This is a genomic window from Xenorhabdus ehlersii (assembly GCF_003610465.1).
Classification (GTDB): Bacteria; Pseudomonadota; Gammaproteobacteria; order Enterobacterales; family Enterobacteriaceae; genus Xenorhabdus; species Xenorhabdus ehlersii.
On sequence record NZ_RAQI01000008.1, the window covers coordinates 62,613 to 77,500 of the forward strand.

Annotated in this window: 14 protein-coding genes (1 of these 14 only partly in view); 11 read left to right on the plus strand and 3 right to left on the minus strand. The window is 43.5% G+C overall.

Annotation, left to right across the window (positions count from 1 at the left end):
- Position 1: 1 nt before the first annotated feature.
- From ubiJ to hemB, 6 genes are all read left to right on the plus strand, one after another.
- The gene (gene ubiJ / locus BDE27_RS18815) at positions 2–670 is read left to right on the plus strand and encodes a ubiquinone biosynthesis protein UbiJ (protein ID WP_099131510.1); all 669 of its coding nucleotides are present in this window, start codon (positions 2–4) and stop codon (positions 668–670) included.
- Positions 657–2,294, plus strand: coding sequence for a ubiquinone biosynthesis regulatory protein kinase UbiB (gene ubiB, locus BDE27_RS18820; RefSeq protein WP_099131511.1), 1,638 nt, complete (start codon positions 657–659; stop codon positions 2,292–2,294). Before ubiJ ends, ubiB begins: the two co-directional genes overlap by 14 nt.
- A 133-nt stretch (positions 2,295–2,427) precedes the next feature.
- Positions 2,428–2,694, plus strand: a complete 267-nt coding sequence (tatA, locus tag BDE27_RS18825; protein ID WP_099131512.1) for a Sec-independent protein translocase subunit TatA — start codon at positions 2,428–2,430, stop codon at positions 2,692–2,694.
- Between the two features lie 3 nt (positions 2,695–2,697).
- A complete protein-coding gene (gene tatB, locus BDE27_RS18830; protein WP_099131513.1) occupies positions 2,698–3,180 on the plus strand; it encodes a Sec-independent protein translocase protein TatB in 483 nt (160 codons plus the stop codon).
- A 3-nt stretch (positions 3,181–3,183) separates the two neighbouring features.
- Complete coding sequence (gene tatC / locus BDE27_RS18835; protein WP_099131514.1) at positions 3,184–3,972, plus strand: Sec-independent protein translocase subunit TatC; 789 nt, start codon at positions 3,184–3,186, stop codon at positions 3,970–3,972.
- Positions 3,973–4,089: 117 nt separating this feature from the next.
- On the plus strand, positions 4,090–5,106 hold the full coding sequence (gene hemB, locus BDE27_RS18840; RefSeq protein WP_099131515.1) for a porphobilinogen synthase: 1,017 nt from the start codon (positions 4,090–4,092) through the stop codon (positions 5,104–5,106).
- 58 nt (positions 5,107–5,164) lie between these two features.
- Here the strand turns inward: hemB and rfaH are convergent, their stop codons facing one another.
- On the minus strand, positions 5,165–5,653 hold the full coding sequence (gene rfaH, locus BDE27_RS18845) for a transcription/translation regulatory transformer protein RfaH (RefSeq protein WP_099131516.1): 489 nt from the start codon (positions 5,651–5,653) through the stop codon (positions 5,165–5,167).
- A gap of 255 nt (positions 5,654–5,908) precedes the next feature.
- On the opposite strand from rfaH, the gene ubiD reads away from it, so the two are divergent.
- Both ubiD and fre read left to right on the plus strand, forming a co-directional pair.
- Positions 5,909–7,381, plus strand: coding sequence for a 4-hydroxy-3-polyprenylbenzoate decarboxylase (ubiD, locus tag BDE27_RS18850; protein WP_099131701.1), 1,473 nt, complete (start codon positions 5,909–5,911; stop codon positions 7,379–7,381).
- 10 nt (positions 7,382–7,391) lie between these two features.
- Positions 7,392–8,093, plus strand: a complete 702-nt coding sequence (gene fre / locus BDE27_RS18855) for an NAD(P)H-flavin reductase (RefSeq protein ID WP_099131517.1) — start codon at positions 7,392–7,394, stop codon at positions 8,091–8,093.
- 182 nt (positions 8,094–8,275) lie between these two features.
- On the opposite strand, the gene fadA is transcribed toward fre, so the two are convergent.
- Positions 8,276–9,439, minus strand: coding sequence for an acetyl-CoA C-acyltransferase FadA (gene fadA, locus BDE27_RS18860; RefSeq protein WP_099131702.1), 1,164 nt, complete (start codon positions 9,437–9,439; stop codon positions 8,276–8,278).
- An 11-nt stretch (positions 9,440–9,450) separates the two neighbouring features.
- Positions 9,451–11,637, minus strand: coding sequence for a fatty acid oxidation complex subunit alpha FadB (gene fadB / locus BDE27_RS18865; RefSeq protein WP_099131518.1), 2,187 nt, complete (start codon positions 11,635–11,637; stop codon positions 9,451–9,453).
- A 273-nt stretch (positions 11,638–11,910) separates the two neighbouring features.
- Between fadB and pepQ the strand changes: the two genes are divergently transcribed.
- The 3 genes in view from pepQ to trkH are tightly spaced (at most 36 nt apart) and all read left to right on the plus strand, a layout consistent with a single transcriptional unit that may run on beyond the window.
- Positions 11,911–13,245 carry a Xaa-Pro dipeptidase gene (gene pepQ, locus BDE27_RS18870; RefSeq protein WP_099131519.1) on the plus strand — a complete coding sequence of 445 codons (1,335 nt, stop codon included), beginning with the start codon at positions 11,911–11,913 and terminating at the stop codon, positions 13,243–13,245.
- Positions 13,245–13,856: an IMPACT family protein gene (locus BDE27_RS18875; RefSeq protein ID WP_099131520.1), complete on the plus strand. Its 612-nt coding sequence runs from the start codon at positions 13,245–13,247 to the stop codon at positions 13,854–13,856. The genes pepQ and BDE27_RS18875 overlap by 1 nt, the downstream gene beginning before the upstream one ends.
- A gap of 36 nt (positions 13,857–13,892) precedes the next feature.
- A protein-coding gene (gene trkH, locus BDE27_RS18880; RefSeq protein ID WP_099131521.1) for a Trk system potassium transporter TrkH crosses the window boundary here: on the plus strand, positions 13,893–14,888 show its 5' portion. The gene runs 456 nt beyond the window's last position; the window shows 996 of its 1,452 coding nt (coding positions 1–996); the start codon lies at positions 13,893–13,895; the stop codon falls past the right edge of the window.

Here is a 14,888-nt window from a genome sequence, read left to right on the forward strand (position 1 = left end):
GATGGAAACACCTTCATCAAGCCATAGTATGAGTTCTGCGGCATCAAATGATAAGGTGTTGTTTCCGGTAGTAACGGCCTTTCTGGAAACAACCCTGAATCATCTGTTATATCGCGAAGCTGTATTAAAACCTGCCCGCTTGAGACTGGCAGGTAAAATACTGTCCATTAAACTGCAAGAAATCGAAACACCCTTGATACTGATATTCAGTGAGAAACGAGTGGATGTTTTGAGCCAATGGTCAGAACCTGCGGATTGCTCAATGAAAGCAACGTTCCCTGCATTACTCAAGCTACAGGATCGCCAGTGCCTTTCAACCCTGATTAATAGCGGTGAAATTGTCATTGAAGGGGACATGCAGGTGATTCAACAATGGTCTGCTTTGCTGGATATGTCAGAGTGGGACCCTGCGCATTACCTTTCTCCTTATGTTGGTGATATTGTCGCGGAAGGTATTACCCGGATGATGAAGAAAAGTTTTGAATTTGCCAACAATACCATTGCAAGGAAGAAAACGTATTTCACCGAATCATTGACGGAAGAATGGGAAATGGTTCCCAGTGCGTTGGAAGTGGCTTATTTCAGTGAAGAAGTTAATGCCGTTGCCAATCAGATGAACCAACTCGAAAAACGGTTGGCGGCACTGGAGGAAAAACATGACACCCAGTGAAATTAGACGACTTTACTTTATCATCCGAGTTTTTCTTTCTTACGGGTTGGATGAACTCATCCCTAATATTCGCTTGACATGGCCGTTGCGTTTTGGGCGTTATTTCCTGTTTTGGATACCTAACAAGCATAAGGATAAACCTCTCGGCGAACGTTTGCGTTTAGCATTACAAGAACTCGGCCCCGTGTGGATCAAATTTGGCCAGATGCTCTCCACGCGTCGTGACTTGTTCCCGCCTGCGATTGCAGATCAACTTTCGATGTTACAAGATCGGGTGGTTCCCTTTGATGGTGCAGTGGCACGAAAATCGATTGAAACGGCTTTAGAGGGAACGCTGGAAACGTGGTTTGAGAATTTTGATCCACAACCACTGGCTTCCGCTTCTATCGCTCAGGTACATACTGCTCGGTTGAAGGAGAATGGCAGAGAAGTTGTCCTAAAGGTGATCCGCCCGGATATTCTGCCGGTAATTAAAGCTGACGTGCGGTTAATGTATCGCCTGGCAAATTTGGTTCCCCTTTTACCTGATGGTCGTCGTCTTCGTCCGCGTGAAGTTGTAAGAGAATATGAGAAAACCCTGCTTGATGAGCTAAATTTATTGCGTGAAACTGCAAACGCGATTCAATTGCGGCGTAATTTTGAAGATAGTTCAATGCTCTACGTGCCGGAAGTCTATCCTGACTATTGCCGGGAAAATGTTTTGGTGATGGAGCGAATTTATGGCATTCCCGTGTCAGATGTCGCGGCTTTAGAGGCGCAGAACACCAATATGAAAGTGTTGGCTGAGCGTGGAGTTCAGGTATTTTTCACCCAAGTATTTCGCGATAGTTTTTTCCACGCGGATATGCATCCCGGTAATATTTTCGTCAGTTATGACAAACCGGAAGATCCTACTTATATCGGCATCGATTACGGCATTGTTGGCTCTTTGAATAAAGATGATAAACGCTATCTGGCTGAAAATTTCATTGCTTTTTTCAATCGTGATTATCGTCGGGTCGCTGAACTGCATGTTGATTCTGGCTGGGTGCCGGCAGATACCAATGTGGAAGATTTCGAATTTGCCATCCGTACCGTTTGTGAACCGATTTTTGAAAAACCATTGGCTGAAATTTCATTTGGGCATGTTCTGCTAAACCTTTTTAATACCGCTCGTCGTTTTAATATGACAGTGCAGCCCCAGTTGGTTCTGCTGCAAAAAACGCTGTTGTATGTTGAAGGATTGGGGCGCCAACTTTATCCTCAGCTTGACCTGTGGAAAACAGCAAAACCTTTTCTGGAAGATTGGCTACATGATCAGGTTGGGCTTCCCGCAATTGTGCGTGCCTTTAAAGAAAAGGCGCCTTATTGGGCGGAAAAGTTACCAGAGCTTCCAGAGCTGGTATATGGCACGCTCCAGCAGCACCGACGTTTGCAGAGCAGCATTGATCAAATATCGCAACAATTTAGGGAACAACAGCTCAGACAGCGCAAATTTCTTTATTTGTTGGGGATTGGTGCAACTCTCTTTATCTGTGGTAGTTTGTTTTTCATCATAGATCAGAAACATCTGGCGTGGGGGATGATAGGGAGCGGAATTGCATCATGGGGATTAGGCTGGCGTCATTTAAGCAAACATCAATAATTCAGTAATGATGAATATTAAATGAAGGTAGTTTTGCCACTATCCTTGATATAATTGCATTATTTTCGAACATAAAGTTCGTCGTTTATAATTAAATCACTAGTAATATTCTGATGAATAGAGGTAGGTCAGTATGGGTGGTATAAGTATTTGGCAATTGCTCATCATTGCCGTCATTGTTGTACTGTTGTTTGGTACTAATAAGCTTCGTACCTTGGGTTCAGACTTGGGTGAATCAATAAAGGGTTTTAAAAAGGCAATGAGTGATGATGAAAAGCCACAACAGCCGGAAAAAATGAGTCAGGATGCCGAGTTCGAAACTAAAAACCTCACTGAAAAGTCCACGGCTGCGCAATCTGAAAAATCAGAGAGTAAAAGTAAAGACAAAGAGCAGGTATAAACCGTGTTTGACATTGGTTTTAGTGAGCTACTGTTAGTGATGATCATTGGCTTGGTTGTTTTGGGGCCGGAACGTTTGCCTATTGCGGTTAAAACAGTGGCTGGATGGATTCGAGTATTGCGCTCGTTGGCGGCTAATGTCCAGAATGAACTTGCTCAGGAACTAAAATTGCAAGAGCTTCAGGACACCCTGAAAAAAATGGAAGAAAAAGCCGACCTGCAATCACTTTCGCCAGAACTGAAAGCATCAATGGAGGAGTTGAAGGAAGCGGCTGAATCATTGAAAAATACCTATCAGTTGAAACCGGATGAAATGAGGGATTTGGAGGAAGACGAAACGCATTTTCATTCTTCTGGGTCTCAATCGGTTGTAAGGCATTCAAATTCAGAACAGGCTAGTTCGGAACCAGTCATTGCAGAGCGATCGAGCCTAAGACCAGAGCAACAGAAAAGAAAATCTCCTGAACAAGCAAATGGCGAACACTGAAACATGTCTGTGGATAATACCCAACCTCTTATCAGTCACCTGATTGAACTGCGTAAGCGGATTTTAAATAGCCTAATTACCGTGCTGATAGTGTTTCTGGCATTGGTTTATTTTTCCAATGACATTTATCGGCTTATTGCAGCACCTTTAATGGAGCAATTACCTAAAGGTGCAAATATGATTGCAACAGATGTTGCATCACCTTTTTTTACACCAATTAAACTGACCATTATGGTGTCTATCTTTGTTTCGGCACCGATGATCCTTTATCAAGTATGGGCCTTTATTGCACCGGCACTGTATAAGCACGAACGCCGTTTGATTATGCCCTTATTGTTTTCCAGTAGCATATTGTTTTATCTGGGAATGGCATTCGCATATTTTGTCGTTTTTCCCATTGCGTTTGGTTTCTTTATCAATACTGTGCCGGCCGGGGTAGTGATCTCGACGGATATCAGCAATTATCTAAGCTTTGTCATGGCGCTATTTATGGCTTTTGGCGTTTCATTCGAAATACCCATTGCCATTATTTTGCTGTGTTGGAGTGGGGTTGTAACGCCAGAATCACTAAAGAGAAAACGTCCTTATATTTTAGTTGGGGCGTTTGTGGTTGGGATGTTGTTAACACCACCTGATGTTTTCTCCCAGACTCTGTTAGCGGTTCCCATGTATTTGTTATTTGAACTGGGAATTTTGCTTTCGCATTTCTATGTTGGCAAATGGGGACGCCGTAATTTAATTAATCCGGAAGATAAATCAGACAGTGATATTGGTGACAATTTTAAAAAATAATCTGACGCCGAGCATTCATAATTATCGCGAACTAATTGATAGTGTTAACATCATTATCATGAAGTGATGACTATTAACCCAGCGCTTTATCGCTGGGTTTTACATTAGGAGAACAATATGAGCTATGTATTTCCGGGGGCATTTCCCGGTCGTCGTATGCGCCGTATGCGCCGTCATGATTTTTCCCGCCGCTTAGTTGCTGAAAATCAACTTACTGTTAATGACCTGATCTATCCCGTATTTGTTATGGAAGGAACGAATCAGCGTCAGGAAGTCCCTTCAATGCCAGGAGTGTATCGTCTGACAATCGATCTTTTGCTGAAAGAAGCAGAAGAGATTGCCCGACTGGGTATTCCTGTTTTGTCTCTGTTTCCAGTCATTGAAGCAGACAAGAAATCGTTGGATGCGAAAGAAGCCTATAATTCAGACGGCTTGATTCAGCGCTCTGTTCGTGCTCTGAAAAATGCAGTTCCTGAATTGGGTCTTTTGACGGATGTAGCACTCGATCCATTTACTACCCACGGGCAAGATGGTGTTATTGATCAGGATGGCTATGTTATCAATGACATTACCAAAGATATTCTGGTTAAGCAGGCATTGTCCCATGCTGAAGCTGGGGCTGAGATTGTTGCCCCAAGCGATATGATGGATGGCCGCATTGGTGCTATTCGCGGGCAGCTTGAGATGGATGGTTATGTTAATACCCAAATTATGGCCTATTCTGCCAAATACGCCTCTTGTTACTATGGGCCATTTAGGGATGCTATTGGTTCCAGCGGTAACTTGAAAAGTGGCAATAAGATGACCTATCAAATGGACCCTGCAAACAGTGATGAAGCGTTGCAGGAAATTGCACAGGATTTGCAAGAAGGTGCAGATAGCGTCATGGTTAAACCCGGTATGCCGTATTTGGACGTGATACGGCAGGTGAAAGATACTTTCGGTGTGCCGACATTTGCTTATCAGGTTTCTGGCGAATATGCCATGCATATGGCAGCTATTCAAAATGGTTGGTTGAAAGAGCAGCCAGCGATTATGGAATCGCTATTGTGCTTCAAACGAGCGGGAGCCGATGGTGTTCTGACCTATTTTGCTAAGCGTGTAGCGCAGTGGCTGCATGAACAAAGATACTGATTATTGTAATAACCTGGGGATATAAAGGCGGGCAACTTTAACTTTGCCCGTTTTCTGATTAAATTTTGATGAAATATTTATTATCTAAAACTTTAGAAACTTCTTTATTAAGAATATTCAGCAAGAGAATGGAACGGGTTTCTCCATCCGGTTCGTTATAAATTGCTTGAATGCCTTCGAAAATTCCCTCAGTGATCAATACAGTATCACCAGTAATTGGGGTTTCAGGTGCAATATATTCTTGCTCAGTAACAGACATTAATTCATCAATTAATGTTTGTGGAACAATGGCGGGATAAGTGCTGAATCGAACGAAATTATTGACGCCACGTGTTGAGTTAACGGTCGTAGTATGAATAACTTCGGGATCAAAGTGAACAAACAGGTAATTGGGAAACAAAGGTTCAGTAACGATGGTTCGTTTACCTCGAATGATTTTTTCAATTTTGGCTGTAGGTGTTAAGCAAATCACGTCCTGTCGCTCTAAGTTCTCTAGTGCCCGAGAGACTTGCCCACGTTTACAGTAAAGAAGATACCAATTTCCCATAATATTTCGACTCCATTACATAGAATGTTTAGCATAACAAAACCAGTGCTAAAGGGTCATCAGTAAAGATAGAAGTTATTTAAAGTGTAAGCCGTATTTTTTTATATTCTATCGTGTTTATTTTCAGTAAAAGTCTATGTATTAATTATTGCACTAAATCCATTGCTTTTTAGCAGGTTATGAGTTTTCCTTGTAACCCTCATGGGAGGGATTATAATGGCTTTCCCTCCTTGAAAATCGGCACGAATGAACAATATGAAATATCGCGATCTAAGAGACTTTCTTTCTTTGTTGGAACAATCAGGTGAATTAAAACGAATTCGTATAGAAGTTGATCCATACCTGGAAATGACTGAAATCGCAGATCGTACTCTTCGTGCCGGTGGCCCTGCCTTATTATTTGAAAATCCTAAGGGATATTCGATGCCTGTGTTGTGCAATTTGTTTGGCACACCTAAACGCGTTGCCATGGGAATGGGGCAGGATGATGTGAAGGCATTGCATGATGTTGGGAAGCTATTGGCTTTCCTTAAAGAGCCTGAGCCACCAAAAGGCTTTCGTGATTTGGTCGATAAATTGCCTAAATTCAAACAAGTTTTGAATATGCCAACCAAACGCCTTAGCTCTGCGCCTTGTCAGGAACAGATTTGGGCAGGGGATGAAGTGGATCTTACCCGTATTCCAGTCATGCATTGTTGGCCAGAAGATGCCGCCCCTTTGATTACCTGGGGGTTGACGGTGACTAAAGGGCCTAATAAAGAGCGCCAGAACTTGGGTATCTACCGCCAACAGGTATTGGGAAAAAACAAACTGATTATGCGTTGGTTATCACATCGTGGGGGTGCGCTTGATTTTCAGGAGTGGTGTCAGGCACATCCGGGGGAACGTTTCCCTGTATCCGTTGCATTGGGTGCCGATCCTGCCACGATATTGGGGGCGGTTACCCCAATTCCTGATACTTTGTCTGAATATGCGTTTGCGGGATTATTGCGTGGGCATAAAACGGAAGTCGTTAAATGTATATCTAATGATCTGGAAGTGCCTGCCAGTGCTGAAATTATCCTTGAGGGCTATATTGAGCTGGGTGAAATGGCACCGGAAGGGCCATATGGTGATCATACCGGCTATTACAATGAAGTAGATACGTTCCCGGTATTTACGGTAACCCATATTACCCAACGCAGTGATGCTATCTATCATTCCACTTACACTGGGCGTCCGCCGGATGAACCTGCGGTGCTAGGGGTTGCGTTGAATGAAGTCTTGGTGCCAATATTGCAAAAACAATTTCCTGAAATTGTGGATTTTTACTTGCCGCCAGAGGGCTGCTCTTATCGACTCGCGGTCGTTACAATGAAAAAACAGTATGCAGGCCATGCCAAGCGAGTAATGATGGGAGTTTGGTCATATCTGAGACAATTTATGTACACAAAATTTGTTATCGTTTGTGATGATGATATCAATGCGCGAGATTGGAATGATGTCATCTGGGCGATAACAACGCGAATGGACCCGCAGAGAGATACTGTCTTAATGGAAAATACACCCATTGACTATCTCGATTTTGCATCGCCTGTTTCTGGGTTAGGCTCAAAAATGGGGTTAGATGCAACGAACAAATGGCCAGGAGAGACACAAAGGGAATGGGGGCGCCCGATAGTGATGAGCGATGAGATTCGGGCCCGTGTCGATGAAATTTGGGATCAATTAGATATTTTGAAGCGATAAGAGGGAACGCATGACAATATTAAGTTGTAAAGTAACATCGGTTGACTCCATTACAGATACAGTTTATCGGGTTCGTTTATTACCTGATTCGCCTTTTTCTTTCCGTGCAGGGCAATATTTAATGGTGATTATGGATGAAAGGGATAAGCGTCCTTTCTCTATGGCATCACCACCATCAGAAAAACAGATAATTGAGTTGCATATTGGTGCTTCTGAGCTAAATCTCTATGCGATGGCGGTAATGGATAGAATTCTGGATCAGAAAGTCATTGATATTGATATTCCGCATGGTCAGGCCTGGTTTCGTGAAGACAGCAAAAACCCGATGTTATTGATTGCCGGTGGAACGGGATTCTCATATACGCGATCTATCTTATTGGCTGCATTGGAAAAAAATCCTAATCGTGAAATTTCCATCTATTGGGGTGGACGAGAGTTGCAACACCTTTATGATTTGGCGGAGTTGCAATCATTGAGTGAGCACTATCCTAATTTGACCGTTGTACCTGTGGTTGAACAAGTTGATGAACACTGGCGCGGAAGAACGGGCACAGTTCTGAGTGCAGTTTTGGAAGATTTTGGCAGTTTGGCAAACCATGATATTTACATTGCTGGCCGTTTTGAGATGGCTAAAATTGCCCGTGAACGGTTCTGTAGTGAGCGTGATGCATCTATCGAACACATGTATGGGGATGCATTTGAGTTTATTTGAGCCATTTGCCGATAAAAGATAAGACGACAAAAATAAAAAAAAACCCGCCCCTGACAGGCGGGAAACTACGGCAACAACGTACTAGAGTGATGCAATAGACAAGACAGACAAGGGAAAACGTTAATTTTTTAAAAGCCATAAATTTCAATTGTCAGCTATGTTTTATAGCCAGGTTTTCATGGCTATACTCTTTCAATAATCGTGGCTATACCTTGGCCTAACCCGATGCACATGGTTGATAGCCCGAACTGAACATCTTTACGTTCCATCAAGTTAAGCAGGGTGGTTGTAATGCGAGTACCAGAGCATCCCAATGGGTGACCGAGAGCAATAGCGCCCCCATTCAGGTTTATTCTGTCATCCATACTATCCAGCAGATTCAACCCTTTTATGCAAGCCAAGGATTGTGCAGCGAATGCTTCGTTTAGTTCCATGACGCCAATATCCGCAAGACTTAATCCGGCTTTTTTCAAAGCCATTTGTGTGGCCGGCACAGGCCCATAACCCATGATAGAAGGGTCACAACCAACGACCGCCGTTGAGCGGATACGAGCACGAGGTTTTAATCCTAACGCTTTAGCTTTGCTTTCGCTCATGATCAGCATGGCAGAGGCGCCATCGGAAAGTGCTGATGAGTTCCCCGCTGTCACACTGCCAGTGACTGGATCAAAAACAGGACGCAGCGCAGCCAAATCTTTTAGGTTAGTTTCTGGGCGGATTACTTCATCAAAATCGACGAGTTTCATATTCCCATCAGCATCATGCCCATATATGGGGACAATTTCACTGGCGAAAGCCTTGGATTCAGTCGCTTCTGCTGCACGTCGATGAGAACGTAGGGCAAACTCATCTTGCATTGCGCGACTAATATTGTGCATTTTAGCCAGCATTTCTGCCGTCAATCCCATAACACCCGCTGCCTTGGCAACGTTACGGCTTAATTTGGGATGAAAATCGACACCGTGTGTCATGGGCACATGTCCCATATGTTCAACACCGCCGACCATAACAATATTGGCATCACCAGTCATAATCATGCGGGCACCGTCGTGCAGGGATTGCATTGAAGAACCGCAGAGGCGGTTAACGGTTACCGCAGGGACTGAATGAGGAATACCTGCCAGTAAGGCAGAGTTACGGGCAATATTGAACCCTTGTTCCAGTGTTTGTTGCACGCATCCCCAAGAGATATCATCAATATCTTCAGGCTTAACGGTAGGATTGCGCTTGAGTATTGACTTCATCAGATGTGCGGAGAGATCTTCGGCACGGACCTGACGGAATACACCACCTTTTGAGCGCCCCATTGGGGTACGGATACCATCAATAATAACTACGTTTTCCATGTTTTCAGACCTCACGCTTTTTCACCTGGATTAACAGCAAGTTCTGCGGGTGCAGGGTAGTAACTTTCATTGCTTTCGGATTTTGCTTTCAGGCCAGCAGGGATGTGATAGAGTGCGCCCAAGTGAGCATAGCTTTCTGCCATCTTCACGTAGGCTGTGGTTCCCATGGTATCCAGGTAACGGAACACACCACCGTGGAATGGGGGGAAACCCAGGCCATATACCAGTGCCATATCTGCTTCTGCTGGACTGGCAATGACACCTTCTTCTAAGCAGCGAACAACTTCGTTAATCATTGGGATTATGGTTCTGGCAATGATCTCTTCACCAGAGAAAGTATGTTTCGGTTTGCTGATACTTGCCAGTAATTGATCGGTAGTTTCATCCAGCTCTTTCTTCGGTTTGCCTTTTTTATCTTGGGTATATTTATAGAAACCAACGCCATTTTTCTGACCATAACGCTGATTTTCAAATAGCACATCAATGGCATCCCGATAATCACGGCTCATGCGGTCAGGGAAACCCTGAGCCATGACAGCTTGTGCATGGTGAGCGGTGTCAATACCGACAACATCAATGAGATAAGCAGGACCCATTGGCCAACCAAATTCTTTTTCCATGATTTTGTCGATTTGGCGGAAATCACCACCATCACGCAGCAACATGCCAAAACCAGCCAGATAAGGGAACAATACGCGGTTTACAAAGAAACCGGGGCAGTCGTTAACAACGATCGGTGTTTTACCCATTTTACTGGCATACGCGACAACGCTTGCAATAGTCTTATCTGAGGTTTTTTCTCCACGAATGATTTCAACCAACGGCATACGATGTACTGGATTGAAGAAATGCATACCACAGAAGTTTTCCGGGCGTTTTAGTGATTTTGCTAATTCAGTGATTGGGATAGTGGAGGTATTGGAAGCCAGAATACAGTCATCGCTGATATGTGATTCTGTTTCTGCTAAAACCGCAGCTTTAATCTTAGGATTTTCAACTACAGCTTCAACAACAATTTGGGATTTCTCAATACCAGCATAATTCAGGGTTGGATGAATGGATGCCAGAATTTTAGCCATCTTCATAGCATTTAAGCGTCCACGCTCAAATTGTTTATTCAGCAATTTGGCCGCTTCATTGATACCTAAATCCAGCGCTTTTTGACTAATATCTTTCATCAAGACAGGAATACCCTTGCGCGCTGATTGATAGGCAATACCTCCACCCATGATCCCGGCACCCAGTACAGTCGCATGTTCAGGCGTTGTAACGGTTTGCAGGTGTTTCTTCGCCAGCCCTTTAACATATTGCTCATTCAGGAAGATGCCGACTAAAGCACGAGCGACAGAGGTGTGCGCTAATGATACAAAACTGGCGGATTCCAGTTTTAAGGCTTCATCGCGACCCAGTGTAGCGGCTTTTTCAATGGTTTTTACCGCAGTGATTGGCGCTGGATAATGAGGGCCAGCAACCTTCATTACCATACCTTTTGCTACGGTGAAACTCATGGTACGTTCGATTTCATTGAGAGTCAGAGGCATCAGTTTAGGCTGACGGGCGGCTTGCCAATCCAAGTCTCCTCGAATAGCTTGTTCCAGAACTGAAACGGCAGAATCAACCAGTTTTTCGGCAGAAACTACGGCATCAACCAGGCCATTTTTCAGCGCTTCTTCAGCACCAATATCTTTTCCTGCGGAAATGATTTCGAGAGCATTGTCTGTACCAATCAAACGTGGCAGGCGAACAGAACCGCCAAATCCCGGCATAATGCCCAGTTTAGTTTCTGGCAATCCGATGCGAAGATCTGGGGATGCGATACGAAAATCTGTTGAAAGTACCAATTCACACCCACCACCAAGGGCGTAGCCATTGATAGCGGAGATAGTCGGAACAGGGAGATCTTCTATGCGGTTAAAGATATTGTTAGCGAGATCCAGCAATTCGTGCAGTTTTTCTGCTGGCGCACTGAATAACGATAAAAATTCTGTAATGTCTGCGCCAACAATAAAGGCTTGTTTTTCAGAGCGTAACAGCAACCCTTTTAAATTAGTCTCTTGCTCAAGGGTGGAAACGGCTTTATCCAGTGAAGTAACCGTTTTTGTATCTAATTTGTTAATTGCAGCCGGTGCATTGAAAATGAGTTCAGCAATGCCATCTTTCAGCCATTTTACTTGAATAGTTTCACTTAGGTAGAGCATGTCATTCTCCTCAATGAGTGCATACCATCTGGTATGACCAGATGCAGTTGATTGTGATTACTGTGTTAATTTAATGCAAACTGATGATTAATTTTTTGTAGGGCGGATCACAGGTAAGATTTATGGCAGGGAGCAATATATTTTGTTAGTGCTTTGAAAAATATAAATATATCTGCTTAGTTTTAGAAAAGGTGTTTTTCACGTGATAGCTCCCACAATAATGAATTGTGGTAATATTTAAGCTCCTGCCAAAAAATCAAAAGGCTAATTAAGATGGAAAAGTTAGCATCTCTGTACCAAGAACATATTAAAACCTTACAAAAACGTGCCCGAGAAATCTTAGAACGAACTCAGCTTGACGCCATGCTTATTCACTCAGGTGAATCATTACGGGTTTTTCTCGATGACAGCCATTATCCGTTTAAGGTCAATGCACACTTTAAGGCTTGGGTACCTGTGACCAAAGTGCCTAATTGCTGGTTGTGGATTGATGGAGTCAATAAACCTAAGCTCTGGTTTTATTCACCAGTAGATTACTGGCATAGCGTAGAACCCTTGCCCAATGGCTATTGGACTGACGAAATAGAAATGATTCATTTGGCAAAATCTGAAGATATCAATATAAAACTGAATGGATTAGCAAAACAGAATACAGCTTATATTGGTGAACAAACTGAGTGTGCTAAATCTTTGGGTATTCTTGATCACAATATCAACCCAAAAGCGGTTTTGGATTATTTGAATTATCATCGTTCATATAAAACAGATTATGAATTGGCTTGTATGCGTATGGCCCAGAAAACGGCCGTTAATGGTCATCTGGCAGCCTATGATGCATTTTTGTCCGGTGTGAGCGAATTCGAAATCAATATGTTCTATTTGATGGCAACAGGGCACCGTGATACCGATGTCCCTTATGATAATATTGTTGCCTTGAATGAAAATACGGCTGTTTTGCACTACAGCAAATTACAGCAGACGATTCCTTCGGAAATACGCAGTTTTTTGATTGATGCTGGAGCGGAATATCATGGTTATGCAGCGGATATCACTAGAACCTATGTAGCAAAACCTCATAACGATTTTGCCTCACTGATAAAGGATCTGAATGAAGAACAACAGGCGCTCATTGGCACAATTAAAACGGGAGTTCGATATACCGACTACCATATTAATATGCATCAACGTATAGCCAGCATACTGAAAAAACATGATATTGTTCATGGGATCAGTGATGAAGGTATGGTTGAGACAGGATTGACGACACCATTTTTCCCACACGGACTCGGTCATCCTTTAGGTTTGCAGGTGCATGACGCGGCCGGGTTTATGCAAGATGATAGAGGAACCCATCTGGCAGCCCCGGAGATGCATCCTTATTTGCGCTGTACCCGTATTCTGGAGCCAAGAATGGTTTTGACCATTGAGCCTGGGATCTATTTCATTGAAACTTTATTAGCGCAGTGGCGTGAAAGCGAATATCGTCAACATTTCGATTGGAAAAAAATTGATATGTTGAAAACTTATGGTGGTATTCGTATTGAAGATAACATCGTTATTCACGATGGAAAAATTGAAAATATGACCAGAGAATTACAATTATCGTAATGAAGCCTTATTTAATTCCTGCGGCTTCAGTCAGCTTTACTGAAGAAATAAAAAAGAGTCGTTTCATTACCCTGCTGGAGCACACCAGCGGGGTAGATGAGGCTAAGTTATTTATCCAAAGCATCAAAGAGCAGTATCCTGATGCTCGGCATCATTGCTGGGCTTTTGTGGCAGGGGCGCCGGATGATTCCCAACAGTTAGGGTTTTCTGATGATGGCGAACCTACCGGAACCGCTGGCAAGCCGATGATTGCTCAGTTAATAGGAAGTGGTCTGGGGGAAATTACCGCTGTATCTGTTCGCTATTTTGGTGGCATAAAACTTGGTACGGGTGGTTTGGTAAAAGCCTATGGTAATGGGGTACAGCAAGCTCTGAAGCTGTTGCAAACCGAATACAAAGTACCGCAGAAGTTATACCAGTTACAGTGTGAATACTCGCATATTTCAATGGTAGAACAGTTGCTACACCAATTCTCTGGGCAAGTGATCGCCAGTGATTATGCTGAAAATGTCACGTTGCAAGTCTCGCTGCCAGCTACCCTTGTTGGTGAGATAGGTGATAAATTACGGGACTTGAGCCGTGGTGCTTTGTTTTTAACGCCAAAATCATAACTATTCTTCATACCGGATTTCTAAGGAACCAGCCGAATGCATTTTCGCGCCATAACCCGTATTGTTGGACTACTTGTCATTCTTTTCTCTGTCACAATGATTATTCCGGGATTGGTGGCATTGATTTATCGTGATGGTGCAGGCAGGGCATTCAGCCAGACATTCATCTTTGCTCTCGTCATTGGTTTAATATTGTGGGTACCTAATCGCGAACAAAAATCTGAGCTCAAGCCGAAAGAGGGCTTTTTGATTGTTGTCCTATTTTGGACTGTGTTGGGAAGTGTGGGGGCATTGCCATTCATTTTCTCTGAAAAACCCAATCTTTCAGTCACAGATGCCTTTTTTGAATCATTTTCTGGCTTGACGACAACTGGGGCGACGACGCTTGTTGGCCTTGATTCCCTTCCCAAGGCTATTTTGTTCTATCGACAAATGTTGCAATGGTTAGGCGGCATGGGAATTATCGTTTTGGCTGTGGCGATCTTACCTCTGCTTGGTGTTGGGGGAATGCAGCTTTATCGTGCAGAAATGCCGGGGCCGTTGAAAGACAATAAAATGCGTCCTCGTATCGCAGAAACGGCAAAAACGCTTTGGCTGATTTATGTCTTGTTAACGATTGCCTGTGCGCTGGCATTGTGGGCTGCGGGAATGTCGGTATTCGATGCGATTTCTCATAGCTTTTCTACCATCGCTATTGGTGGGTTTTCTACCCATGATGCCAGTATCGGTTTTTTCAATAGCCCAGCCATCAACACGATTATTGCCATTTTCTTATTGATTTCGGGCTGTAATTTTGGTTTGCATTTTGCGGTTCTTTCTGGACGAAGCTTGAAAGTGTACTGGCGTGATCCAGAATTTCGGATGTTCATTACTATTCAGTTGGCACTATTGGCAATCTGTATGCTGATATTATGGCAACATTCCGTTTATGAATCAGAATGGGAAGCATTGAATCACGCTTTTTTTCAAGTTGTCTCTATGGCGACAACAGCTGGATTTACAACGGACTCTTTTGCCAATTGGCCTCTGTTT

What these genes read in the sequence shown, in the direction of transcription:
- ubiJ (WP_099131510.1), top strand. Translation starts at nt 2, where the DNA reads ATGGAAACACCTTCATCAAGCCATAGTATGAGTTCTGCGGCATCAAAT.
- ubiB (WP_099131511.1), top strand. Translation starts at nt 657, where the DNA reads ATGACACCCAGTGAAATTAGACGACTTTACTTTATCATCCGAGTTTTT.
- tatA (WP_099131512.1), top strand. Translation starts at nt 2,428, where the DNA reads ATGGGTGGTATAAGTATTTGGCAATTGCTCATCATTGCCGTCATTGTT.
- tatC (WP_099131514.1), top strand. Translation starts at nt 3,184, where the DNA reads ATGTCTGTGGATAATACCCAACCTCTTATCAGTCACCTGATTGAACTG.
- hemB (WP_099131515.1), top strand. Translation starts at nt 4,090, where the DNA reads ATGAGCTATGTATTTCCGGGGGCATTTCCCGGTCGTCGTATGCGCCGT.
- rfaH (WP_099131516.1), bottom strand. Translation starts at nt 5,653, where the DNA reads ATGGGAAATTGGTATCTTCTTTACTGTAAACGTGGGCAAGTCTCTCGG.
- ubiD (WP_099131701.1), top strand. Translation starts at nt 5,909, where the DNA reads ATGAAATATCGCGATCTAAGAGACTTTCTTTCTTTGTTGGAACAATCA.
- fre (WP_099131517.1), top strand. Translation starts at nt 7,392, where the DNA reads ATGACAATATTAAGTTGTAAAGTAACATCGGTTGACTCCATTACAGAT.
- fadA (WP_099131702.1), bottom strand. Translation starts at nt 9,439, where the DNA reads ATGGAAAACGTAGTTATTATTGATGGTATCCGTACCCCAATGGGGCGC.
- fadB (WP_099131518.1), bottom strand. Translation starts at nt 11,637, where the DNA reads ATGCTCTACCTAAGTGAAACTATTCAAGTAAAATGGCTGAAAGATGGC.
- pepQ (WP_099131519.1), top strand. Translation starts at nt 11,911, where the DNA reads ATGGAAAAGTTAGCATCTCTGTACCAAGAACATATTAAAACCTTACAA.
- BDE27_RS18875 (WP_099131520.1), top strand. Translation starts at nt 13,245, where the DNA reads ATGAAGCCTTATTTAATTCCTGCGGCTTCAGTCAGCTTTACTGAAGAA.